Source organism: Mycolicibacterium pulveris (assembly GCF_010725725.1).
GTDB lineage: Bacteria > Actinomycetota > Actinomycetes > Mycobacteriales > Mycobacteriaceae > Mycobacterium > Mycobacterium pulveris.
Genome location: NZ_AP022599.1, coordinates 5,020,231 through 5,042,648 on the forward strand (window position 1 = coordinate 5,020,231; position 22,418 = coordinate 5,042,648).

Annotated in this window: 19 protein-coding genes and 2 rRNA genes; 3 read left to right on the forward strand and 18 right to left on the reverse strand. The window is 66.1% G+C overall.

What is annotated here, in order from left to right:
• Positions 1-43 precede the first annotated feature (43 nt).
• From G6N28_RS24370 to G6N28_RS24385, 4 genes are all read right to left on the reverse strand, one after another.
• Positions 44-3,170 (reverse strand): 23S ribosomal RNA (locus tag G6N28_RS24370).
• Positions 3,171-3,551: 381 nt separating this feature from the next.
• Positions 3,552-5,074 (reverse strand): 16S ribosomal RNA (locus G6N28_RS24375).
• The 16S and 23S rRNA genes sit together here, the layout of an rRNA operon.
• 453 nt (positions 5,075-5,527) lie before the next feature.
• Positions 5,528-6,811 carry a tyrosine--tRNA ligase gene (gene tyrS / locus G6N28_RS24380; protein ID WP_163904850.1) on the reverse strand — a complete coding sequence of 428 codons (1,284 nt, stop codon included), beginning with the start codon at positions 6,809-6,811 and terminating at the stop codon, positions 5,528-5,530.
• Between the two features lie 18 nt (positions 6,812-6,829).
• A complete protein-coding gene (locus G6N28_RS24385) occupies positions 6,830-7,429 on the reverse strand; it encodes a DNA-3-methyladenine glycosylase (RefSeq protein WP_179962235.1) in 600 nt (199 codons plus the stop codon).
• A gap of 69 nt (positions 7,430-7,498) precedes the next feature.
• Here G6N28_RS24385 and G6N28_RS24390 point away from each other — a divergent pair, with 69 nt between their 5' ends.
• Genes G6N28_RS24390 through G6N28_RS24400 form a run of 3 tightly spaced genes read left to right on the forward strand, consistent with a single transcriptional unit; the run spans position 7,499 to position 9,637 of the window.
• Positions 7,499-8,269: an ABC transporter ATP-binding protein gene (locus G6N28_RS24390; protein ID WP_163904854.1), complete on the forward strand. Its 771-nt coding sequence runs from the start codon at positions 7,499-7,501 to the stop codon at positions 8,267-8,269.
• A complete protein-coding gene (locus G6N28_RS24395; protein WP_163904857.1) occupies positions 8,197-9,021 on the forward strand; it encodes an ABC transporter permease in 825 nt (274 codons plus the stop codon). The genes G6N28_RS24390 and G6N28_RS24395 overlap by 73 nt, the downstream gene beginning before the upstream one ends.
• Before the next feature lies 1 nt (position 9,022).
• Positions 9,023-9,637: a TetR/AcrR family transcriptional regulator gene (locus G6N28_RS24400; protein WP_163904859.1), complete on the forward strand. Its 615-nt coding sequence runs from the start codon at positions 9,023-9,025 to the stop codon at positions 9,635-9,637.
• Here the strand turns inward: G6N28_RS24400 and G6N28_RS24405 are convergent.
• The 14 genes from G6N28_RS24405 to G6N28_RS24470 form a co-directional block, all read right to left on the reverse strand.
• Positions 9,620-9,838: a Trm112 family protein gene (locus G6N28_RS24405; RefSeq protein WP_163904861.1), complete on the reverse strand. Its 219-nt coding sequence runs from the start codon at positions 9,836-9,838 to the stop codon at positions 9,620-9,622. The genes G6N28_RS24400 and G6N28_RS24405 overlap by 18 nt on opposite strands.
• Positions 9,839-9,842: 4 nt before the next feature.
• On the reverse strand, positions 9,843-10,379 hold the full coding sequence (locus G6N28_RS24410) for a hypothetical protein (protein WP_163904863.1): 537 nt from the start codon (positions 10,377-10,379) through the stop codon (positions 9,843-9,845).
• A 96-nt stretch (positions 10,380-10,475) separates the two neighbouring features.
• A complete protein-coding gene (locus G6N28_RS24415; RefSeq protein ID WP_179962144.1) occupies positions 10,476-13,451 on the reverse strand; it encodes an acyl-CoA synthetase in 2,976 nt (991 codons plus the stop codon).
• Between the two features lie 127 nt (positions 13,452-13,578).
• Positions 13,579-14,754, reverse strand: a complete 1,176-nt coding sequence (locus G6N28_RS24420) for an alpha-D-ribose 1-methylphosphonate 5-triphosphate diphosphatase (RefSeq protein WP_163904865.1) — start codon at positions 14,752-14,754, stop codon at positions 13,579-13,581.
• Positions 14,739-15,410: an ABC transporter ATP-binding protein gene (locus G6N28_RS24425; RefSeq protein WP_163904867.1), complete on the reverse strand. Its 672-nt coding sequence runs from the start codon at positions 15,408-15,410 to the stop codon at positions 14,739-14,741. The genes G6N28_RS24420 and G6N28_RS24425 overlap by 16 nt, the downstream gene beginning before the upstream one ends.
• Positions 15,407-16,249: an ATP-binding cassette domain-containing protein gene (locus tag G6N28_RS24430; protein WP_235674682.1), complete on the reverse strand. Its 843-nt coding sequence runs from the start codon at positions 16,247-16,249 to the stop codon at positions 15,407-15,409. Before G6N28_RS24430 ends, G6N28_RS24425 begins: the two co-directional genes overlap by 4 nt.
• Positions 16,246-17,106 (reverse strand): alpha-D-ribose 1-methylphosphonate 5-phosphate C-P-lyase PhnJ, encoded by an 861-nt coding sequence (locus G6N28_RS24435; protein WP_163904869.1) that lies wholly within the window; start codon positions 17,104-17,106, stop codon positions 16,246-16,248. The genes G6N28_RS24430 and G6N28_RS24435 overlap by 4 nt, the downstream gene beginning before the upstream one ends.
• A complete protein-coding gene (locus G6N28_RS24440; RefSeq protein ID WP_163904871.1) occupies positions 17,103-18,119 on the reverse strand; it encodes a carbon-phosphorus lyase complex subunit PhnI in 1,017 nt (338 codons plus the stop codon). Before G6N28_RS24440 ends, G6N28_RS24435 begins: the two co-directional genes overlap by 4 nt.
• Positions 18,119-18,679 (reverse strand): phosphonate C-P lyase system protein PhnH, encoded by a 561-nt coding sequence (gene phnH, locus G6N28_RS24445; protein ID WP_163904873.1) that lies wholly within the window; start codon positions 18,677-18,679, stop codon positions 18,119-18,121. Before phnH ends, G6N28_RS24440 begins: the two co-directional genes overlap by 1 nt.
• Complete coding sequence (locus G6N28_RS24450) at positions 18,676-19,092, reverse strand: phosphonate C-P lyase system protein PhnG (RefSeq protein WP_163904875.1); 417 nt, start codon at positions 19,090-19,092, stop codon at positions 18,676-18,678. Before G6N28_RS24450 ends, phnH begins: the two co-directional genes overlap by 4 nt.
• Positions 19,089-19,823: a GntR family transcriptional regulator gene (locus tag G6N28_RS24455; RefSeq protein WP_163904877.1), complete on the reverse strand. Its 735-nt coding sequence runs from the start codon at positions 19,821-19,823 to the stop codon at positions 19,089-19,091. Before G6N28_RS24455 ends, G6N28_RS24450 begins: the two co-directional genes overlap by 4 nt.
• Positions 19,820-20,584, reverse strand: coding sequence for a phosphonate ABC transporter, permease protein PhnE (phnE, locus tag G6N28_RS24460; protein ID WP_235674683.1), 765 nt, complete (start codon positions 20,582-20,584; stop codon positions 19,820-19,822). The genes G6N28_RS24455 and phnE overlap by 4 nt, the downstream gene beginning before the upstream one ends.
• Before the next feature lie 65 nt (positions 20,585-20,649).
• Positions 20,650-21,447, reverse strand: coding sequence for a phosphonate ABC transporter ATP-binding protein (phnC, locus tag G6N28_RS24465; protein WP_235674684.1), 798 nt, complete (start codon positions 21,445-21,447; stop codon positions 20,650-20,652).
• A gap of 1 nt (position 21,448) precedes the next feature.
• Positions 21,449-22,339 carry a phosphate/phosphite/phosphonate ABC transporter substrate-binding protein gene (locus tag G6N28_RS24470; RefSeq protein ID WP_163904881.1) on the reverse strand — a complete coding sequence of 297 codons (891 nt, stop codon included), beginning with the start codon at positions 22,337-22,339 and terminating at the stop codon, positions 21,449-21,451.
• Positions 22,340-22,418 lie beyond the last annotated feature (79 nt).

A 22,418-nucleotide genomic window follows, 5' to 3' on the forward strand; every position in this document is an offset into this window, starting at 1 on the left:
GCGCGGTTTGGTTTGATGCGCGTGGATTGGTGTGGTTGCGAGTGTGGGTAAGTTTTCGGCCGGTTAGTGCCAGTTCCCTGCGCCCATTGCTGGGTGTGTAGGTCTGGTCTATTGATCCCGTGTTCTGCGGGGGGCCTTATCCCACTTAAATGGGTGAGAAGCCTGGTCTTGGAGAAGGTTTCCCGCTTAGATGCTTTCAGCGGTTATCCTGTCCGAACGTGGCTATCCAGCGGTGCCCCTGGTGGGACAACTGGTGTACCAGAGGTTCGTCCGTCCCGGTCCTCTCGTACTAGGGACAGGTTTCCTCAAGCTTCTGACGCGCGCGGCGGATAGAGACCGAACTGTCTCACGACGTTCTAAACCCAGCTCGCGTGCCGCTTTAATGGGCGAACAGCCCAACCCTTGGGACCTGCTCCAGCCCCAGGATGCGACGAGCCGACATCGAGGTGCCAAACCATCCCGTCGATATGGACTCTTGGGAAGATCAGCCTGTTATCCCCGGGGTACCTTTTATCCGTTGAGCGACACCCCTTCCACTCGGGGGTGCCGGATCACTAGTCCCGACTTTCGTCCCTGCTTGACATGTTCGTCTCGCAGTCAAGCTCCCTTGTGCACTTACACTCAACACCTGATTGCCGTCCAGGTTGAGGGAACCTTTGGGCGCCTCCGTTACGTTTTAGGAGGCAACCGCCCCAGTTAAACTACCCGCCAGGCACTGTCCCTGAACCCGATTCAGGGTTCGAGGTTAGAGGCCCAATACGATCAGAGTGGTATTTCAACGACGACTCCACAATCACTGGCGTGACTGCTTCACAGTCTCCCACCTATCCTACACAAACCGTATCGAGCACCAATACCAAGTTGTAGTGAAGGTCCCGGGGTCTTTTCGTCCTGCCGCGCGTAACGAGCATCTTTACTCGTAATGCAATTTCGCCGAGTCTATGGTTGAGACAGCTGAGAAGTCGTTACGCCATTCGTGCAGGTCGGAACTTACCCGACAAGGAATTTCGCTACCTTAGGATGGTTATAGTTACCACCGCCGTTTACTGGGGCTTAAATTCTCCGCTTCACCCCGAGGGGTTGACGGGTCCTCTTAACCTTCCAGCACCGGGCAGGCGTCAGTCCGTATACCTCGTCTTGCGACTTCGCACGGACCTGTGTTTTTAGTAAACAGTCGCTTCTCACTGGTTTGTGCCACCCCCTCCCGCTTGGGCCGCAAGGGCCTTACACGGTGTGGGGGTCCCCCTTCTCCCGAAGTTACGGGGGCATTTTGCCGAGTTCCTTAACCATAGTTCACTCGTACGCCTCGGTATTCTCTACCTGACCACCTGTGTTGGTTTGGGGTACGGGCCGTGTATGCGCTCGCTAGAGGCTTTTCTCGACAGCATAGGATCACCGAATTCGCCTCACTCGGCTATGCATCACCTCTCAGACATATGAGTGACGGATTTGCCTATCACTCGTCCTACGGGCTTGCCCCAGTGTTACCACTGACTGGTACGGCTACCTTCCTGCGTCACCCCATCGCTTGACTACTACCCACACGGGTTCCACGCAGCCCCCCACCGCCGTTTCCCCGAAGGGATCAGGTCAGCGGGGTTTTGGGTGGTTAGCAGTATGGATTCGTCAGGGACGCTCATACACGGGTACGGGAATATCAACCCGTTGTCCATCGACTACGCCTGTCGGCCTCGCCTTAGGTCCCGACTCACCCTGGGCGGACTGGCCTGGCCCAGGAACCCTTGGTCTTCCGGCGGGCAAGGTTCTCACTTGCCTTATCGCTACTCATGCCTGCATTCTCACTCCCCCACCCTCCACCACCAGATCACTCTGTGGCTTCACCGGATGAGGGACGCTCCCTACCCAACCAGCTTGCGCTGACTGCCGCGGCTTCGGCGGTGTGCTTGAGCCCCGCTACATTATCGGCGCACAATCACTTGACCAGTGAGCTATTACGCACTCTTTCAAGGGTGGCTGCTTCTAAGCCAACCTCCTGGTTGTCTTCGCGACTGCACATCCTTTTCCACTTAGCACACGCTTAGGGGCCTTAGCCGGCGATCTGGGCTGTTTCCCTCTCGACGCACGGAGCTTATCCCCCGCCGTCTCACTGCCACACTGACACCTTGTCGGCATTCGGAGTTTGGCTGACGTCAGTAACCTAGTAGGGCCCATCGGCCATCCAGTAGCTCTACCTCCAACAAGAACCATGTGACGCTGCACCTAAATGCATTTCGGGGAGAACCAGCTATCACGGAGTTTGATTGGCCTTTCACCCCTACCCACAGCTCATCCCCTCAGTCTTCAACCTAAGTGGGTTCGGGCCTCCACGCGGTCTTACCCGCGCTTCACCCTGGCCATGGGTAGATCACTCCGCTTCGGGTCCACAACACACCACTACACCAAACACTGTTGTTTGGATACGCCCTATTCAGACTCGCTTTCGCTGCGGCTACCCCACCCGGGTTAACCTCGCGACATGTCGGTGACTCGCAGGCTCATTCTTCAAAAGGCACGCCATCACCCCACCACAAAAGGGGGGGCTTTGACGGATTGTAGGCACACGGTTTCAGGTACTCTTTCACTCCCCTCCCGGGGTACTTTTCACCATTCCCTCACGGTACTAATCCGCTATCGGTCACTAGGAAGTATTCAGGCTTACCGGGTGGTCCCGGCAGATTCACAGCAGATTCCACGGGCCCGCTGCTACTCGGGGAAAACCTGCGTCAGCAGGCAGCATGTTTTCAACTACGGGGCTCTCACCCTCTACGGCAGACCATCCCAGGCCACTTCACCTAACACACTGCTTGATCACTGCTGCTGTTCACGGCGGCAAACAGACACACAGACCCCACAACACCGCATGCACAACCCCCGCCGGGTATCACATACACACGGTTTAGCCATCCTCCGCGTTCGCTCGCCACTACTAACGGAATCACGGTTGTTTTCTCTTCCTACGGGTACTGAGATGTTTCACTTCCCCGCGTTCCCCCCAGACGGCTATACATTCACCGCCTGGTGACACGACATCACTCGTGCCGGGTTTCCCCATTCGGACATCCTCGGATCCACGCTCGGTTGACAGCTCCCCGAGGCTTATCGCAGCCTCCCACGTCCTTCATCGGCTCCCAGTGCCAAGGCATCCACCATGCGCCCTTAAACACTTACACACAAACACAAAAACTATTTCTCGGAAGAAACAAATTGCATTACCCGAACAACACACCCACCCCCAAAGGAGCACGCGCCTTGTTCAGATACTCGCAACCACTATCCACAAATCAAACACCACACCCCACCACCAAAGCAGGGCAACAACAAGAACCCCCAACCCCCACAACGAGGATCAAAGGCCGGCCACACCCCCACACAGGAAGTACAACCGCGGGCTTGTTGTCTCAAAGCCCAATAGTGTGTCTGGTCAGTTTCTCGCCGGCGCTATCCCCGCCACCGGCACGTTTGTTGCGCACCCAACCCGGCGCCACTACAGCACACGGGTTCCTCACGGCATACACCTCCCCGATGGAAGTGTTTTTCGTGGTGCTCCTTAGAAAGGAGGTGATCCAGCCGCACCTTCCGGTACGGCTACCTTGTTACGACTTCGTCCCAATCGCCGATCCCACCTTCGACGGCTCCCTCCCGCAAGGGGTTAGGCCACCGGCTTCGGGTGTTACCGACTTTCATGACGTGACGGGCGGTGTGTACAAGGCCCGGGAACGTATTCACCGCAGCGTTGCTGATCTGCGATTACTAGCGACTCCGACTTCACGGGGTCGAGTTGCAGACCCGATCCGAACTGAGACCGGCTTTGAAAGGATTCGCTCCACCTCACGGCATCGCAGCCCTTTGTACCGGCCATTGTAGCATGTGTGAAGCCCTGGACATAAGGGGCATGATGACTTGACGTCATCCCCACCTTCCTCCGAGTTGACCCCGGCAGTCTCTCACGAGTCCCCACCATCACGTGCTGGCAACATGAGACAAGGGTTGCGCTCGTTGCGGGACTTAACCCAACATCTCACGACACGAGCTGACGACAGCCATGCACCACCTGCACACAGGCCACAAGGGAACCGACATCTCTGCCGGCGTCCTGTGCATGTCAAACCCAGGTAAGGTTCTTCGCGTTGCATCGAATTAATCCACATGCTCCGCCGCTTGTGCGGGCCCCCGTCAATTCCTTTGAGTTTTAGCCTTGCGGCCGTACTCCCCAGGCGGGGTACTTAATGCGTTAGCTACGGCACGGATCCCAAGGAAGGAAACCCACACCTAGTACCCACCGTTTACGGCGTGGACTACCAGGGTATCTAATCCTGTTCGCTCCCCACGCTTTCGCTCCTCAGCGTCAGTTACTGCCCAGAGACCCGCCTTCGCCACCGGTGTTCCTCCTGATATCTGCGCATTCCACCGCTACACCAGGAATTCCAGTCTCCCCTGCAGTACTCCAGTCTGCCCGTATCGCCCGCACGCCCACAGTTAAGCTGTGAGTTTTCACGAACAACGCGACAAACCACCTACGAGCTCTTTACGCCCAGTAATTCCGGACAACGCTCGCACCCTACGTATTACCGCGGCTGCTGGCACGTAGTTGGCCGGTGCTTCTTCTGTACCTACCGTCACCTTACGGCTTCGTCGATACTGAAAGGGGTTTACAACCCGAAGGCCGTCATCCCCCACGCGGCGTCGCTGCATCAGGCTTGCGCCCATTGTGCAATATTCCCCACTGCTGCCTCCCGTAGGAGTCTGGGCCGTATCTCAGTCCCAGTGTGGCCGGACACCCTCTCAGGCCGGCTACCCGTCGTCGCCTTGGTAGGCCATCACCCCACCAACAAGCTGATAGGCCGCGGGCCCATCCCACACCGCAAAGCTTTCCCCACCAGGCCATGCGACCAGCAGGGTGTATTCGGTATTAGACCCAGTTTCCCAGGCTTATCCCAAAGTGCAGGGCAGATCACCCACGTGTTACTCACCCGTTCGCCACTCGAGTACCCCCGAAGGAGCCTTTCCGTTCGACTTGCATGTGTTAAGCACGCCGCCAGCGTTCGTCCTGAGCCAGGATCAAACTCTCCAAACAAAAACCGTCCAGAGAAAACATCTGGCAAAACAAAAACCACACCCCTAAACGGGAAAAAGGAGTGCAGCAAAAAAACAACAACAAACAAAAACCACCAAACACACTATTGAGTTCTCAAACAACACACCCGCGCGACCGCGCAGCGAGCCCGCGACCGAAAAAGGCCGCGTACTCGTAGTGCGGACGCTCAGGAACCCACCGAAGTGGGGCTTCCCTCTGGGATCCGCCGCGCTCTTCGAGCCAGGCCCGTGTCGCAGCGACGAATCAACAAGTTACGTGAGGGACTACGCGGAGTCAAATGGGCTGATAGGGCGCGTGTTTCGGTTGTCACCTACCGTGCGCACCGTCGGGTGCGTCGACCCGCGCAATGAGGTTCAACCACGTGGTCGCCGAAGTTATTCCACAGCCGGACAGCCGCCGGACAGCCGCCGGACAGCCTCGGTCGCCGACGCCTCACCCAACGCGTTCGACGCCGGCGAAATTCCGCTTCCCCCGGCGCAGCACCAGCCATCGTCCGTGAAGGAAGTCCGAGGGCTGTGGCGCCCAGTCGTCGCGGTCGACCCGGGCGTTATTGACGTAGGCGCCGCCCTCGGCGACCGTGCGCCGCGCGGCGCCCTTGCTCGGAGACAGGCCGCTGGCCACCAACAGGTCGGTGATCGTGTCCGGCCCGCCCGGTTTCAACTCGGCGACCGACGCCTCCCGCAGCGCCGCCGCCAGCGTCGGCTCGTCCAGTTCGGCCAGGTCAGCCCGGCCGAACAACGCCTGGCTGGCATGCTCGACCGAGCGGGTGGCCGCCTCGCCGTGGACCAACGTGGTGAGTTCACGCGCCAGCCGACGCTGCGCTGCGCGTTCGTGCGCGCGTTCGGCCGTCGCCTGCTCCATCTCGGCCAGTTCCTCGGGCGCCAGGAACGTGAACCAGCGCAGATATCGGACCACGTCGGCGTCCGCGGTGTTGATGAAGTACTGGTACCAGGCATACGGGCTCGTCATCGCCGGGTCCAACCAGAGGCTGCCGCCACCGGTCGACTTGCCGAACTTCTTGCCCTCGGAATCGGTGACCAACGGCGTGGTCAACGCGTGCACGGTCGCACCGACCTTCTGCCGGACCAGCCGCACCCCCGCGATGATGTTGCCCCATTGGTCGGACCCGCCGATCTGCAGCGTGCAGCCGTACCGCTGATGCAGTTCGACGTAGTCGTTGGCCTGCAGAAGCATGTAGCTGAACTCGGTGTAGGAGATGCCCTCGCCCTCCAAGCGGCGCCGGACCGTGTCGCGGTCGAGCATCACGTTGATCGAGAAGTGCTTGCCGATGTCGCGCAGAAACTCGATCGCCGACAACCGCTCGGTCCAGGACAGGTTGTTCTCCACCACCGCGCCCGTCGCCGAGTCGTTGAACTCGACGAACCGCTCGAGCTGCCCGCGAATGCGGTCGGCCCACTCGGCGACCGTGTCGGCGGTGTGCAGGGTGCGTTCACCCGTGTCACGCGGATCGCCGATCAGCCCGGTGGCCCCGCCGGCCAGCACGATCGGCCGGTGGCCCGCCTGCTGGAACCGGCGCAGCGTCAGGAGCGGGATGAGATGGCCCGCGTGCAGGCTCGGCGCGGTGGGATCGAATCCCGAATACACGGTGACAGGGCCGTTGGCCAGCTCGGCCGCCAAGGCGTCCCGGTCAGTCGACTGGGCGATCAGCCCCCGCCACTCGAGCTCGTCGAGGATGGACGTACCCGCAGAAGTCACGGCTTCGATCTTCCCGCACTAATAGCTGTGGCCGGGAGCCGGTGCCCGCGGGCTGCGCCGGTACAGCGACACCTCGGGCCGCCCCACCAGCCAGAGCCGCCACGGCCGGTCGGCCGCCTTGCTCACCCCGACCCGCGGTCCCTCGGCTCCCTCCCGCTCGTCACCCAGCCGCAGCTGGATCTCACTTTTCGGGTCGAACAGGTCAAGTCCGTTGTCGTCCATGCTGATTCCCAACGCAGAGCACAGGTTTCCCGGTCCTCGCGCCAACGCCGCGGGACGGACGGAATCGCCCCGCCGGTGCTGCGCCACCTCGAGACCGGACTCCAGCGCGGCGGCCCGCAGCAACACCGCGCCCGCCACACCGTCGCTCGCGCAGGAGACGTTGGCGCATACATGGATGCCGTGGCTGCGGTAGGTGTAGAGCCGCCCGGCGGGGCCGAACATCACCCAGTTGCGCGGGCCCGGCCCGCGAAACGAGTGCGCCGCGGGGTCGGGCCACGGACCGTCGGCGGGCCCGCCATAGGCCTCCACCTCCACGATCATCGCGCTGGTCCCCCGCGCGACCAGCGTGGCACCGAGAAGCCGGCGCGCCGCGGTCAGCGGATCAACACTCAGCATCTCGGCGCTCACCCGAGGAATTCTGCCTCGCCTCTTGACGCATGCCCGGCCGGGGAGGATATTCAACGCATGATGACTTCATCGTATGATGAATTTCCTACGCGGGGCCTCGTCCCGGCGATCGACATCGCGGGCCTGCACGTCGTCCGCGGCAAGCGCGTCGCGCTCGACGACGTGACCGTGCGGGTCGCTCGCGGCACGATCACCGGATTACTCGGCCCCTCGGGCTGTGGCAAGACCACCCTGATGCGCTGCATCGTCGGCACCCAGATCGTCGCCGCGGGAACCGTCACGGTCCTCGGCCATCCGGCGGGGTCCGCCGGACTGCGGCACCGCGTCGGCTACGTCACGCAGGACGCGACGATCTACGACGACTTGCGGGTGATCGACAACGCCCGCTACTTCGCCTCGCTGTACGGCACCGATGCCGAGGCCGCCGAAGACGCCGTCGCTGCGGTCGGCCTACAGGATCATCGAACCGCCCTGTGCGGCAACCTTTCCGGCGGCCAGCGCACCCGCGCGTCGCTGGCCTGTGCGCTGGTCGCCAGCCCCGATCTGCTTGTGCTCGACGAACCCACCGTCGGGCTGGATCCGGTGCTGCGCGTGGAGCTGTGGCAGCAGTTCCGCCGGCTCGCCGAGCGCGGGACGACACTGCTGATCTCGAGTCACGTGATGGACGAAGCCGACCATTGCGGCGATCTGCTGCTGTTGCGGGAGGGTTCTCTGCTCGCCCACACCACCCCGACCAGGCTACGAGAGGACACCGGATGTCAGTCGCTGGAGGAAGCGTTTCTGTCCGTCATCGAGCGCAGCACCGCAGCCGCCAGCGCGGTCGGCTGAACCCGCAGGCCTACCTGGCCACCACCACGCGGATCCTGCGCCAACTGATCGCCGATCACCGCAGCATCGCGATGATCATGGTCGTTCCGATCGTCATCATCACGCTGATGTACTTCATGTTCGAAGACGTTCCGACCGCGCCGGGCGCGACGTCCGGTTTCAACAACGCGTGCCTGATCCTGCTCGGGCTGTTTCCGTTGTTCGTGATGTTCGTGATCACCTCGATCACCATGCAGCGCGAACGGGCATCGGGCACGCTGGAACGCACCCTGACAACGCCGCTGCGGCGGTTGGACCTGTTGGGCGCATACGGCACCGCGTTTTCGGTCGCCGCGGCCATTCAGGCGACCCTGGCCTGCGTTGTCTCGTTCTGGCTGCTCGGCTTCGAGACCGCGGGCAGCCCGGCGTGGGTTTTCGTGATCGCGATCGCCAACGCGGTCCTCGGCGTTGGGCTCGGGCTGCTGTGTAGCGCGTTCGCGCGCAGCGAGTTCCAAGCCGTGCAGTTCATCCCGTTGGTGATGGTGCCCCAGCTGCTGCTGGCCGGGATCATCGTGCCTCGGGGGACAATGCCGGAGTGGTTGCAATGGATCAGCAATGTGATGCCCGCGAGCTACGCGTTGGAGGCCTTGCGGGAGGTCGGGGCGCACCCGACGCTGACCGGGGTCGCGCTGCGCGACATCGCCGTGGTCATCGGGTGCGCGGTCGTCGCGCTGTGCCTGGCGGCGGCAACACTGCGACGACGGACACCGTGAGGTGAGCGCCGAAGCCGAGCGCAAGCGTCCCGGGCGGCCGCGCGGGGCCTCAGACACCCGCGAACGGATCCTCAAGTGCGCCCGAGACCTGTTTGCGCGCAACGGTCTTGACAAGACCTCGATCCGGGCGGTGGCCGCGGCGGCGGGCGTGGACCCGGCACTGGTCCATCACTATTACGGCACCAAGCAGCAGTTGTTCGCCGCGGCGATCGAAGCGCCCGTCAACCCGATGGAGATCATCCGCTCAATGCAGGACACGCCGGTCGAGGAACTCGGTCACAAGCTGCCGTCGGTGATTGTGCCGCTGTGGGATTCCGAAGCCGGTCAAGGCTTCATCGCGACGTTGCGCTCGCTCTTGGCGGGTTCGGAGGTGGGTCTCATCCGGTCGTTCCTGCAGGACGTGATCGCCACCGAAATCGGTCCCCGGGTGGACAATCCGCCGGGGACGGGCCGGATTCGGGTCCAGTTCGTCGCCTCGCAACTCGTGGGCATCGTGGTCGCGCGCTACATCCTCGAACTCGAGCCGATCCGGTCGCTGTCGGCCGAGCAGATCGTCGAAACCATCGGCCCCAACCTGCAGCGCTACCTCACCGGCGAGCTACCCGGGCTGGTGTGAGGCCCGGTCCAGCATGCGCTGATGTTCGGCGTCATCGTCGACGGCGACGGCCTCATCCACCAACAGCACCGGGATGCCGTCGTCGATGCGGTAGGCGCGCCGAAGCCGCGGGTTGTACAGAAACTCGTCGTTTACCAACAGAAGCGGCTCCCGGTCTTGGGGGCAGACCAGGATCTCCAGCAGTTTGTCGTCGAGTGCCACGACGCTAGCCCACCGGCACGGTCGAGCCGGGAAGAACGGGCACCTGACCGGCCACCGGGCCCTGCTGCTGCGCTGTCATGGCGGCTTGGGCCTGCAGCTTGCGCTGATAGGCGATGGTGTTCTTCAGCGCTTCCACCAGCGGCGTCTGGTTGGGTCGACGCTCGAGCGCGTCGGCGAGCGCCGCAGCGTTGGCGTTGGAGGGCCGGAAGCCCTGCCTGCGCAGCTTCACCGCGTCGTCGATCAGCTTGGAAACCTGTCCCCCGCCGTCGCCCTGCGCGTACTCGTTGTAGATCTGCAGCAGCACCTGATCGGCATTGATCTTCGCCGGTTCTGGCGCACCCCGCGAGCAGTCGTCGCCGGTGCATGAGCGCGGCGCCTCGGCCACCGGCGTCGGGGCCTCGGTCTCGATCGTCGGCTCAGCGGGCTGGGCCGACGCCGTCGCAGCCCCCGACACCAGGCCCGCGACCATCGCGCCGCCCGCCACGCCGGCGACGACGAACCGACGCCAGCGACCGCGGGTGGTACCGGTTTGCGATGTCATCAATCCTCCAGTGCGGTGGCGCGACTGCCCGACCCCGGCGACGGCGGCCGCCAAGCGGGAGCCTAACAGCGCGCCTGCCTTGCGGCATTTCCGTCGTTACTGCCCGCCGGCGATCTCCGCGCGCATCGCGGCGGTCAATCGCTTGTACCGATTGGTATCGGGATCCAGGTACCAGGCGTTACGTCCCGCTTTGGGGATGCCTTTCGCTCGCAGCGGGCTGACAAGCGGCCGATACGACGCGGACAGCGCCATGTTGGTCACCACGTACACGATGTCGGGCGGATTTCCGACCGGCAGGTCCGACAGCGCCTCAGACAGATCCGCCGACGGGATGCTGCCCCCGGGGCGCAGCTCCAGCGCCGTGACAGCCAACTGTCCGCCATCGACTGGGACACCGTAGGTGACCGCGAGGTCGACCGCATCGAGCCGGCTGACCGCGTCGTTGACGGTCGAGGCGTACACGACGCCGCGTTCGGTGAAAATCAGCGTGTTGCGGTTGTCGACCTGCCAGTAGTCGCCGTCCTCGTCGCGACGGAACAAGAACTCCGTCGACACCCAGGTGTCGGCCGGGGCGAACACCCCCCGCTTGATCGAGGCCGTGGGGTCGATGGGGCCACGGGGCCGGCCGAGCAGCACGCCGACCTCGTTGGTCTCCGCTTTCCGCACGAAGCCGCGCTCGTCCTCGAGGATCAGGTTGTCCTCGGGGTCATAGGCGGCCAGCTCGATCTCCCCGCCGCCGGGCAACGGCCGGCCCTTGCTGCCGATCTTGGCGCCGGACACGTTGGCCAGTACCGCCTGCCCGTCGGTGGTGGCGAAGAACTCCACCACCCGCGCCGGGGCGAACACCTCGACGACCCGTTTCCACAGGCCGGTGGGCATACCCGAGCCGATGAACAGGCGCACGGGATGGCTGCCGGTCAGCGAGAAGTCGGGGTCGTCGATCACGTCGCGCAGCATCGCCCATGTGTAGGTCACCACGGTGACCCCGTACTGGCGGATCTCCTGGACGAACCGGTCCGGTCGCAGGCCCCGGGACAGCGCGATGCGCGAGCCGCCGACGACCGCGCCGCCCAGCGCGACCAAGAGCCCGGACTGGTGGTGCAGCGGGGTCAGGCAGTACACGGTGTCGCCGCGGCCGAGGTTGGCGGCCGACGCGGTGCCGAACGCCGACAGCGCCCACCGGTAGTTGGTGATCTGGCGGGCCACCAGCTCCCCGTTGATCGAGCTGAACCCGATGAACGCGAGGTCGCGGGCCAGCCCCGGGTTGGGCCGGTACCAGCCGGGCAGGTCGACCTCGTCGGGGTCGATCTTCTCCATATCGACAACGTTCGCCCCGTCGCCGGATTCGGGCAGGTCCAGGCTTCGCGCCTCACCGCCGCCGAGCACCAGCACCCGCATGTCGAGTTTGCGCGCGGCGTCAAGGTTGCTCGGGTCGGCGATGATCTCGGTCACCGCGCCCAGCCGGGCCGCGGTGGGCAGGTCGGCGTCGGGCGGCATCAGCACCGCGACCGCGCCGAGCCGCGACAGCGCGGCGATCGCCACCAGGGCGCTGGGCCGGGTCTCCATCAGCACCCCGACCCGGGCGCCCTGCCGCACCCCCACCTCGATCAGGCCGCGCACCACGTTGTTGATGCGGCGGTCGACCGCCTCGTAGGTGTGCACCCGGCCGTCGAACAGCAGCGCCTCGCCGTTGGGTGCGTCGCGGGCCTGCTCGGACATGATGCGGCCGAACGAGATCCGGGTGTGGTGGTTGATCTGGCCGAGCCGGGCGAGCCGGGGCAGCGTGCGGGCGGTCTCGATGGCCAGCGTGCGCGCTGACTTGTTGGCGGCGACGAGCGCGTCTGCGGCGGACCGCGCCACGTTGAAGGCCATCTCGGTGGCGGCCGCGGTACCGTGCGCCAGGCGGGAGCTGAGCGAGACGCCGCTCTGGGAGGGCTCCTCGGGCTGCAACGCCATCGGCTCGACACCGTCGGGCAGCTCTCCGATGCCCTCGATCCACCTCACCCACTGCGCGACGGTGGGCCACGTCTGGCTGGCCGCCTTGGATCCGACAACAAGTCCGAAATGACCTGCCCGGATGAGGAATTCGTAGATGTCGGCCTTCGGGGCGGCGCGTTTGATGCCGCGCACCGATGCCGGTTGGCCGATGTCGTCGACCTCGCCGACGACGGCCAGTATCGGACAATCGATGTCGGACAGGGTGACCAGGTCGCCGTGGATGGAGAAGCCACCGCTCATCATCCGGTTGTGCGCGATGAACTGTTTGAGCAGTTCGGCGATCGCGGGCCCGGACCAGGCGATCCAACCTTCGGAGGCCAGGAAGCGGCGTTGCTGTTCGCGGGGCAGCAGCGCTTCGCGGTCGTGCAGCTGGCGCAGGAAGTCCAGCCGGGCCTGAGCGGTCTTGAGAGGATCGAGCATCTGAAAGCCGGTGCGTGCCAACCAGCCTGGGATGTCGATGCGGCTGAACACATGGTCGGCCATGAAGTCCGCGGCCGCGGGAGCGACGCTCGGCGGCAGGTTCATCGGGAGGGCGGCGAGGGTGTCCACCGGTGCGCCGAAGGCGATGATGCTCGCGAGGTCCTTCGAGCGGCGGTAGGCCGCGGCCTGGTAGGCGAACATCCCGCCTTGGGAGTAACCGGCGAGATGGACGTCGCGACCGGTCACCTCCTTGACGGTGTCGATGGCCTCGCTGAGCGCGACGACGTGGTCGGCCAGGTTGCGGTCCATGCCGCCCTCGACCTTGTCCGGTGAGCCGAAGTCGATCACCCACGGATCCAGCCCCGCCCGGTGCAGGATGCCCACGGCGCCGTCGTCGCGGGTGACGTCCCACATGTCCGCCGACATCATCATCGGGTGCACCATCAGCACCGGCGGCCCCGGCGGCTTTGCTCCTGGCCGCGCGTCCGGCGGGAAGTAGCGCCGCAGCCGGTACATCGGAACGCTCTGGATGATCTGGAACGGCGACGGCACCGAACCCGTCTCCAAACCGCCGTAGCGCAGCACTTCCAGACCGTTTTGCGCGGTGGCCACCAGCCGCTCCACCGGCTTGGTTATCGCGGACAAGTCCACCACGTCCCACTCCCCTTCAGCTGCTCACCTGCGCCCGTTTCCCGGGTCATCATGGCATAGCTGCGATGGGCCCTCGCTGTGATTGACCGGCGGGGATCACACGAGGTGAGCCGCGCCTTTCCAGGTGCCGCTAACCGGCGGTGGCCATGATGGCGAATCCGGGCGATTCTCGACCGAAGACCAGCCGGCCGTCGCGCCAGAGCGCGATTCCGACGTGGGCGCTGCCGGCGTCCGGTGGTATCCGTCGCAGCGATGCCGTGAGCGGGCTGCCCACCTCGATTCGCCGCGGCCCCAGCCCCAGGACCGCGGCGGGATTCGCCGAGATCAGGTCGACGCCCGCCGACAGCGGCGCCGAACCGTCGCGTGCCAGCGCGTGGGGCGCCGACTGGAGTGACGACGGCAGGTAGTCCGAGCACAGCACGGCGCACACGCCGGCCGCGACCGCGTCGGCGGCCAGGACGTTGCCCGACGATGTCGACCGGCCGCGCAGCGCGTTGGGCGCGCCCAACACGACATGCATACCGAGTTCGTGTGCGCGGCGCGCGGCGTCCATCGTCAGGGGAAACTCCGCCACCCGCGCGCCGAAGTCGAAGGCCTCGTCGATGTGCTCTGGTGTCCGGTCGTCGTGGCTGGCGAGTGCGATGCCGCGCTGAATGGCAAGCGCGGCAACCTGTTTACGCCGGTCGTCGACGGCGGCCAACCGGGTGGCGTCGACCCTGAACACCTCTTCGACCTCGGCTTCGGTGACACCCCAATCCTGGGCGTAGAACCGCCGCGTCTCCGCGAGCGAGGAGAACCGGCTGCGCTCGACAGTGGTCTCGATCATGGAGATCATCGCCACCCGCGACGATGCGGCCAACACGGCCTGAAGTGCGTCGAGCGCCCCGTCGTCGGTTAGTTCGACTCGGGCGTGAATGCGCCAGTCACAACACAGATACGGGGCGAGCCCTTCAACCGCAGCGGCCAGTACGGCGGCGTCGGCGATGTCGATGCCCTTGCGCGGACAATGTTCGCAGCGGGCCGCCACACACACCGTCGCGATACCCGCAGCGGCGCATTCGGCATCGAGCGCCGTGATCACCGCCTCGTGGTCCAGCGTCACCGTCGCCCTCGGACGGCGACGTGGTACCAGGTTGTCCAGGTGCAGGTCCACGCCCGCGGGAACGAGGAAGAGATCGTCGGACGGTGCGCCGTCACCGATGTCCAAGATGGTGCCGAGCCCGTCGAGTACGACGGCGGCGTCCCGGATGGCCGGCATGCCGCCGCCGGGAACCACCGTCACACCGTCGATTACCGTTTGTGCCATTCGATTCTGCCTCTCCGTAGCTCTCCCACCGCGGTTGCGATCGATGCGAGCGGGCTGTCCACTCCGCCGGTGGCGACGACTGCGGCTCCGCCGTCGGCCAGTCGCTTCAGCCATCGCGTCAGGTGTTGCGGGTCAGCGCACGCCTCCGGCTCGTCGAGCACCACGAACGGGCGCTCGGCGAGCAGTGCCGCGGCGAGCGCGACGGTCAGCCGATCGGATGCGCGAAGACGTCCGATGGGCACCGAGACCAGGTGGGCGACGTGGAAACGCCGCAGCGCCGCAATGGCTGACGATCGGCTGCACCGCGCGGCCCTGACCGCTGCGGCCCCCACGGACAATCGCGGTGCGGCGGCCAGGTGTCCGTCGAACGACGCGATGTGGTGGGTGCGCAGCCACGCCACCGTGCGGGCGTCTGAGGCGGTGAGGGTGACTTCGCCGCGCCCGCCCAGCCGGTATGTGACGTCGCCGGCGTCGGGCCGGTATACACCGCTGAGACACCGCGCCAGCGTGGACTTGCCGGAACCGGGTTCTCCCAGGACCAACGACAGGCCGCCGCTGCGCGCCGTCAACTGCACGCCGTCGAGCACGGTCTCGCGAGGGGCGAACCGCTTGCACAGTCCGGTGACGACGATCTCGGCCGCGGTGGTCGCCGTCATGTCAACCTCGATGAGACCAGCAGTTGCGTGTACGGATGCTGCGGATCCTCGAGCACCTGCTCGGAGATGCCCTCTTCGACGATGCGCCCGTGGTGCAACACGATGATGCGTGAGGCCAGCACGCGCACCGCGGCGAGATCGTGAGATACGACGATCGACGCGGATTCGAGGCTCTGGGTGACGCGCTGGACGACGTCGAGCAGATCCGCCTGCACCGACGGGTCAAGGCCGGTTGTCGGTTCGTCTAGCAGCAGCACCGTGGGCGGATCGACCAGGGCGCGCGCCAGTTGGACGCGCTGTTGCATACCACCGGAGAACGTCATCAACGCGTCGGTGTGGCGTTCCGGCCGCAAGCCGAGCTCACCGAGTAGTTCGGTTGCGCGGCCGTGGATCTCGGCGAACTGGCGCGCACCCCTGCCGAGCAGCCGCTCCGCGACGTTGGACTCGGCGGCCAGCCGAGGATAAAGGCCGGCGGCCAAGGCGTTCTGATGCACCATCATCACCGCCGAGCGCTGGAGGGGTTGTCCGCCAACGCGAATCGATCCGGATTCGGGCCGCAGGTCGAGATGGAGGCAGCGCAGCAGGGTGGTCTTACCCGATCCGGACTCGCCCACCACGCCGAGCACCTCATGCGGCCCGACCTCGAACGACGCGTCGTAGACCGCGACCACGGTGCCGCACACCGAGCAGCGGTTCGTCCCTGCGCTCTCGCCGGTCGATTGGATGCATCGGTCACAGCTCGTGCCGAAGCGGTGCGTCAGGCCGCGCACCGAGATCACCGGCTCGGGAGGTACCAGCGCGTCGCGGTCGGCCCAGGCGTCGATGGCGTTGGACGTCACGGCGCGACCGCCTCGCGCCGGACGCGGCAGGCGTCGACATCGCTGCAGCACCACCGGCCGTCGGAGGGAACCCGATACGACGTCGTGCTTCCGCACCGTCGGCACGGGCCGTCGGCCCGCTCCGGAGCCAGTGGGCGGTCGTCGAACACCAGCGGTTGCACCCTGGTGAAGGGCGGCAACGCCGTCAGCCGGGCACGCCGCCCGGCCCCGAGCAGGATCGGATGCGGCCGGTTGTCGAGCCGCAGCACGTCGTAGCGCGGGATCGGGCTTGGGCTCATCAACCGCGAACCGTCGACCAGCACAGGGTGGTCGGCGCCGGTGCGTGGGCCGCCCAGACAGGCCTCGGCGTCGTAGAGGTCCAGCCAGGCCGGCGTGTAGTCGCGGTCTGCGTGGTGGCGCAGCGCGGCGACGTCGTCGGGCACCACACGGCGTAGCGGCTCGGGGTGCGGTACCTGCAGGACGAGTAACTGGTCGGCCCGAAGGTCCAATTCAGGTATGCGGTGACGGCTTTGGATGATCGTCGCCTCGGTGGTGCTCGTCGTCGCCTCGCACCGGGCCGAGGAAGTGATCAGGTTGCGCATCCCGACGGCGTTGGAGGACAGGTCGTCACCCTGGTCGATGACCTTGACGGTGTCGGTGGGGCCGACCAGCGACAGGGTGACCTGCAGGCCGCCGCTGCCCCAGCCCCTGGCCACCGGCATCTCTCGGGAGGCGAACGGCACCTGCCAGCCGGGGATGGCCAGCGCCTTGAGGATCGCCCGCCGCACGTTGCGCTTGGTGTCCTCGTCGAGATAGGCGTAGGCCTGCGGGCGGCCGTGTTCGGCCGCGAGGGCCGCGACCGTCGCTTTCTGGTTCATGACTTCGTCTTCCCGCCCACTTGGGCCAGATATGCCGCGAAGCTTGCGTAGTGCGGCAGCCGCAGGTGCTCGACGAAACCGTTGGTGGCGGGTCCGTCGGTGGCGGCGATCACGGTCTGTTCGTCGAGCGTCACCGGTTCGCGCATATCGCCGTCGGCCTGCATGGCGGCGTCGAGCAGCGCCAGCGAGATGGCTCGGCGTTCAACGGTTCCCAGCGTCGCACCCCATCCGGTCACCAGCGCGGGCCCTCCGCCGGCGTCGGCGTCGAGGACCACCTCAACCTCGGTGATCGGTATCTCGGCCACCGCACACGGTGCACCGCTGCGAGGGTGGGGCACCCGGATCACGGCAGTCCCGACGGTGAGTTCCACCATGACTGCTTCCTGTCGCCGACCCAAGATCAATGCAGCGAGCGCGACCAGTGCCCCGGTCTCGCCGCGGGCGAGCAGAGCCAGGCGGTTGGCTCGGGTGAACGGTGGCGTCATCACCGCGCGTGCGGGGTCGTCACCGTCCCCGTCGGCGGCGCCGGTCAGCACGACGGCGTCGTCGATCAGATCCCGTACCCGCGGCGTGCCGGCGCGGGTGGGCGCGTCGGCGGCCTGCGCCACCGTCGGCCTCCCTCCGGGCACGTCGACGGTGGGCCGCTCGTCGGTCCAATCCAGTTGCCGGGAACGCAGTTCCGGGGCGATGCCGAGCCACTGCCCACCCGGGACCCGGGGGTAGGCCGACGACAGCCTGCGCACGATCGCGACGTCGTCGGGGCCAACGGGCAGCGCCTGCACGTGTGGCTGCGTCGCCGCCCAGACGCGCAGCATCGACACGGCGTGCGAGGCGTCGCCGCGTGACTGATGCAGCGCACGCCGCGCAGCGGCGAGCTCCCACAGACCGGCCTCGGCGCACACCTGTTCCTCGAGCGCGCTGGTGTCGGTGCGACTTCCCGGTTGGACCGCCCTGCGGTCGGCGATGGCCCGTGCCGCCTCGAGAGCATCGTTTTCGTGCATGCTCGCGTACATCACACGACTCCCAGGGTGACGCTCCGGGGCAGCCCGATGACGCAATTGCCCGTGACGATCAGGAGATCGACACCACACGGTGGGGCCGAATTGGCCGCGGCGAAGGCGCGTACGGCCACCTCGTCGAGCGGAAGCCACACCTCGGCCTGTCCGTCGACACCCGGGCCTGCGATCGAGACCGGATGGGGTTCGGCGGCCGCGGCGAGCACCAGCGTCGCGCCACGCTCCGGGGACAGTCGGCTGCCGCGACGCGCGCATGCGATGGCGTCGGCCGCGGCGCCGTGCACCAGCGCCCAGTCGGCGTCGGCGACGTTGCCTGGCCGCGCGCCGGTTTCGGCCATGACGGCGGCGGCGATCTGGTGGGCGACCTCCCCGCCGGATACGCCCAGAGTCAGCCCGCGGTCGAGCAGAGCCAGCAGAACGCCGGCGGCGCCGTCGAGTTCGGGGTGCCCCTCGACGCGCGGCAGACAGGCAAGCTCGATCGGTGTGCCCGGTGTGCACATCGCCCACATGCAGGCCAAAAACGCCGTGCGTCCGTCGTGCACCCGATCCCACCTCACGGCTCCTCCATGGTGGTCATCGCCACGAGATCGGCACGCTGGCTTCGACGCCGTGCGGCCTCTGTCTGCGCCGACCGGCACAACTCGTGCACGCGCGGGGAAAGAGGCCCGCCCCGTTCGCATTCGGCGTCACAGATCGCCGCCGCGAGGGCGCCGGTCAGATCGTGGCCCGCGCGGATCCCGTCACCACGGACGCCGTCGACGTGCGCGGTGCACCGGGTCAGCGCGACGTGGCCGAGAACCACGGTGGTGCCGCCGGATCCGCTCACGCCGACCCGCACCGGGGCGCTCACCGATTCGGGTCCTGCCGTCACCGACACGTCGACCCCGGTGGCGAGGATTTCATCGGCCAGCGCCTCCAGTGCCTGCCCGTCGCTGGATGCCAACGCTTCGTACCGGTCTTGTGCCCTCATGTCAGATCCACGGTGAACTGGACGCGATCGGCGCGAAAGCGGTGCTGTACCGAGGCCACCGGGTGCTGGTCCTGGTCGACGTTGAGGCCGCGCATCTCCAGCACGGGAGCACCGATCCGGACCTGCAGGTGTTCGGCCTCGGATGGTTCGGCAAGTCGGCACGAGAAGGTGCGGTATGCGCGTTGCATGCGCACCCCGTGGCGTTCGAGCAGAAAGTCGAACAGCGATGTCCGCCCCTTCCAGTCGTCGGCGAGTCCCGGGAACCGCTCCGCGCCGATGGACGTCACCGACAGCGACCAGGGTTGGTTGTCGACCAGGCGAACCGTGGTGCACACCAACAGTTCCTCACTCGTGCGCAGCTCGTCTTGCAAGGGGCTGCACGTGACGGTGTCCTTGGAGATCAGGCGAACGGTCACCTGATGGCCCAGTTCGCGCATGCTGTGGGTGAAGCTCGCATCGCGGCGCGCGGAGATGTCGTAGCGCACCACCGGCGGTGCGACGAAAGAGCCTTTCCCGTGTACGGTTTCGATCAACCCACGTTGGCTGAGTTCGTTGAGTGCCCGGCGGACGGTGAGGCGGTTGACATCGAACTGCTCGGACAGCTCCGCTTCGCTCGGCAGCCGGTCCCCCGGCCGCGCCCCCCCGATCAGCCGTGCCTCTAGCAGGTCGCTCAACTGTCGGTAGATCGGACGCTCGGCGTGTCTGTTGATCACCTCGAGAACATCGGTCATGCGGTCTGTCCCCCTCCGAGGACGCGTCGCCGGATCGCAGCGGACACCCGTTCGAAGACAACGACGACGACGAGGATCGCCAGGATGATGGTGGCTGCTTCGTCGTAACGCAGCAGCGTCATCGAGGTGGCCAGCTCGATGCCGATGCCGCCCGCGCCGACCAGTCCGAGCACCACCGACGACCGCGCCGAGGACTCCAGCGCGAACATCGAGGTCGTGACGAATGACGGCATGCACGCCGGAATCACGCCGCCGACAAGGACACCGGTGCGCGGCGCGCCCAACGCCCGCAGGCCTTCGATTCTGGCCGGGTCGATGTCTTCGATGCTCTCGGCGAAGAACCGCCCGCAGAAACCCATCACGTCGACCGTGATCGCCAGCACGCCGGCTTCCGGACCGAGCCCCACCGCGATCACGAAGATCAGCCCCCACACCAGATCCGGGATGGTCCTGCTGATCGTGATCACCGCTCGGCTCGCCGCGTACAGCGACCAGTGCGGTGTGGTGTTGCGCGCGGCCAGCACCGCAAGGGGCAGGCTGAGCACCGCGCCGATGAGGGTGCCCAGCAAGGCCATTTCCACCGTGACCAGCAGTGCCTTCAGGATCGGGCCGAGTCGGCCGGCGTCAGGCGGGACGGCGTCCTCGAGGAACTCACCGAGGCGGAAGACACCGGAGGCCAACGAATCGGGGCGGACCGTCGCACCTTGGGTCCAGCCGTGCACCAGCAACCCGCCGACGATCAGCACGATGACCAGCGTCATGAGGCTCGGCCGTCGGATTCGCGGTGGCAGCTCGGATTCTGGCCGTGCCCGCAAGCCCGCCCTACTCACGGCCTCGCCTCGGCGTAGATCGAACTGAGTTGTGCCGCATCGCAATCGCGCGCTGCCCGGTCGAACTGCACCGCGCCGTCACGCAACGCCACCACCCGATCGGCGTAGCGCAATGCCAGGTCGATTTGATGCAATGCGACGACAACGGTGACGCCCCGTTCGGCCGCGATGGCGCTCATCAGGTCCATCACCGAGTTCGCCGACGCCGGATCGAGGCTGGCCACCGGTTCGTCGGCAAGAATGACGCGGGGCTGCTGCATGAGCATCCGCGCGATGGCCACCCGCTGCTGCTGACCACCACTGAGCGTTTCGACGCGACGGCCCGCATAGGGGGCCAGGCCCACCCGGTCCAGGGCCTCCATCGCCTGCGCCCGGACGTGGTGCGGTGCGGTGAGCGGCCACGCGCAGCGCGCACCGTGCCGGCCCATCGCGCCGTGAACGACGTTGTGGAACACGGTGAGCCGCGGGATCAGATGGAAACGCTGAAACACGAACCCGACGTCTTGTCGAACCTGGCGCAGGGTCCGCCGTGACGCCCCGGTGACCTCGGTGCCACCGATCGTGACCGCGCCCTCCGCGGGTTCGATGAGCCTGACGAGGCAGCGCAGCAGGGTCGACTTGCCCGCCCCATTGGTGCCGATCAGCGCGACGATTTGCCCATCGGGAATCGATAGGCCCACGCGGGACAACGACACCGCGCCGTTACGCCGGTATCGCACCGACAGATTCGACACGTCGATGGCCGGCGCGGTGGCTGCGGGGGACGCCGTGAGGTGGGGTGCCGGAGCGACCACGTCAGTCGCCCAGGAACTGGGAGAAGTCGTTCACGCCGACCGCCTGATACATCGAACGCACTTCGTCGTAGTCCTTGTCGGTTACGTTGACGAGCTTGGCGTTCTCGTACTTGGCGTTGTCCTTGCCTTCGAGCATCGCAGGCAACAACGTGTCGAAGTGGTCGTTGAACGTCTCGCGGATCGTGGTGACGGTCTGCTCGTCGAGTCCCTGGCGTGCCATCAGCAGGTCCGGCGGGAGGACCGGCCCTTCGGCGATCACCCGGTACTGGGTGGGATCGTCTTCGGCCATGAACTCCTCGTAGTCGTGGTAGCCGATGCCGACCGCGTCGACGTCGCCGCGCTTGAGGGATTGGTGCACGGTGTCTCCGACCGTGAGTACCTCGACGTCGGTTCCCGGCGTGAGGCCGGCGTCCACGAGCATCTGGGACGGGCCGAGGTGCCCGCTGGTGGAGCCCACGTCGCTCATCGCGACTTTCTTGCCGCGCAACTGATCCAGGCCTGTGATGCCGCTGTCGGCCTTGGTGTAGATGGTCGAGCGGTACCCGTCGCGCTCGATGGCCACGATCGGCTCGGCGCCGGTTTTCTCGTGGATGACGACGTACTCGGCGGGGCCTGTGAACACCACATCGACCCGATCGGCCTGCAGCGCGGCGGCTGCCGCCGTACGGTCGTTGACCGCGAAGAAGTCCACCGTGAGGCCCGACTGCTTCTCGAATTCCGTTTTGAACGCGCCGAACTCGCGCTGCAGTTCCTCGAGGCCCTGCAGGTCGGTCACCGCGAGGCGGACCGTGCCGGGTTGGCTGGTGTCGGACGAATCACTGCTGCAACCCACCGTCACCGCTGCTGCGGTGAGCACTGTCAGTGCACTCGCGATCAACCCGCGTGCAGACATCGATTCCTCATCTCGTCGCTGTTGGTGTTGGCATCTAGTTGTCTAGATGAGAAGGGCGAACTAGGGGTTAACGGCGATC

What these genes read in the sequence shown, in the direction of transcription:
- G6N28_RS24390 (WP_163904854.1), top strand. Translation starts at nt 7,499, where the DNA reads ATGATGACTTCATCGTATGATGAATTTCCTACGCGGGGCCTCGTCCCG.
- G6N28_RS24450 (WP_163904875.1), bottom strand. Translation starts at nt 19,092, where the DNA reads ATGAGGGCACAAGACCGGTACGAAGCGTTGGCATCCAGCGACGGGCAG.
- G6N28_RS24440 (WP_163904871.1), bottom strand. Translation starts at nt 18,119, where the DNA reads ATGTACGCGAGCATGCACGAAAACGATGCTCTCGAGGCGGCACGGGCC.
- G6N28_RS24435 (WP_163904869.1), bottom strand. Translation starts at nt 17,106, where the DNA reads ATGAACCAGAAAGCGACGGTCGCGGCCCTCGCGGCCGAACACGGCCGC.
- G6N28_RS24410 (WP_163904863.1), bottom strand. Translation starts at nt 10,379, where the DNA reads ATGACATCGCAAACCGGTACCACCCGCGGTCGCTGGCGTCGGTTCGTC.
- G6N28_RS24385 (WP_179962235.1), bottom strand. Translation starts at nt 7,429, where the DNA reads ATGCTGAGTGTTGATCCGCTGACCGCGGCGCGCCGGCTTCTCGGTGCC.
- phnE (WP_235674683.1), bottom strand. Translation starts at nt 20,584, where the DNA reads ATGACGCTGGTCATCGTGCTGATCGTCGGCGGGTTGCTGGTGCACGGC.
- G6N28_RS24425 (WP_163904867.1), bottom strand. Translation starts at nt 15,410, where the DNA reads ATGACGGCGACCACCGCGGCCGAGATCGTCGTCACCGGACTGTGCAAG.
- G6N28_RS24470 (WP_163904881.1), bottom strand. Translation starts at nt 22,339, where the DNA reads ATGTCTGCACGCGGGTTGATCGCGAGTGCACTGACAGTGCTCACCGCA.
- G6N28_RS24420 (WP_163904865.1), bottom strand. Translation starts at nt 14,754, where the DNA reads ATGGCACAAACGGTAATCGACGGTGTGACGGTGGTTCCCGGCGGCGGC.
- G6N28_RS24395 (WP_163904857.1), top strand. Translation starts at nt 8,197, where the DNA reads ATGTCAGTCGCTGGAGGAAGCGTTTCTGTCCGTCATCGAGCGCAGCAC.
- G6N28_RS24455 (WP_163904877.1), bottom strand. Translation starts at nt 19,823, where the DNA reads ATGACCGATGTTCTCGAGGTGATCAACAGACACGCCGAGCGTCCGATC.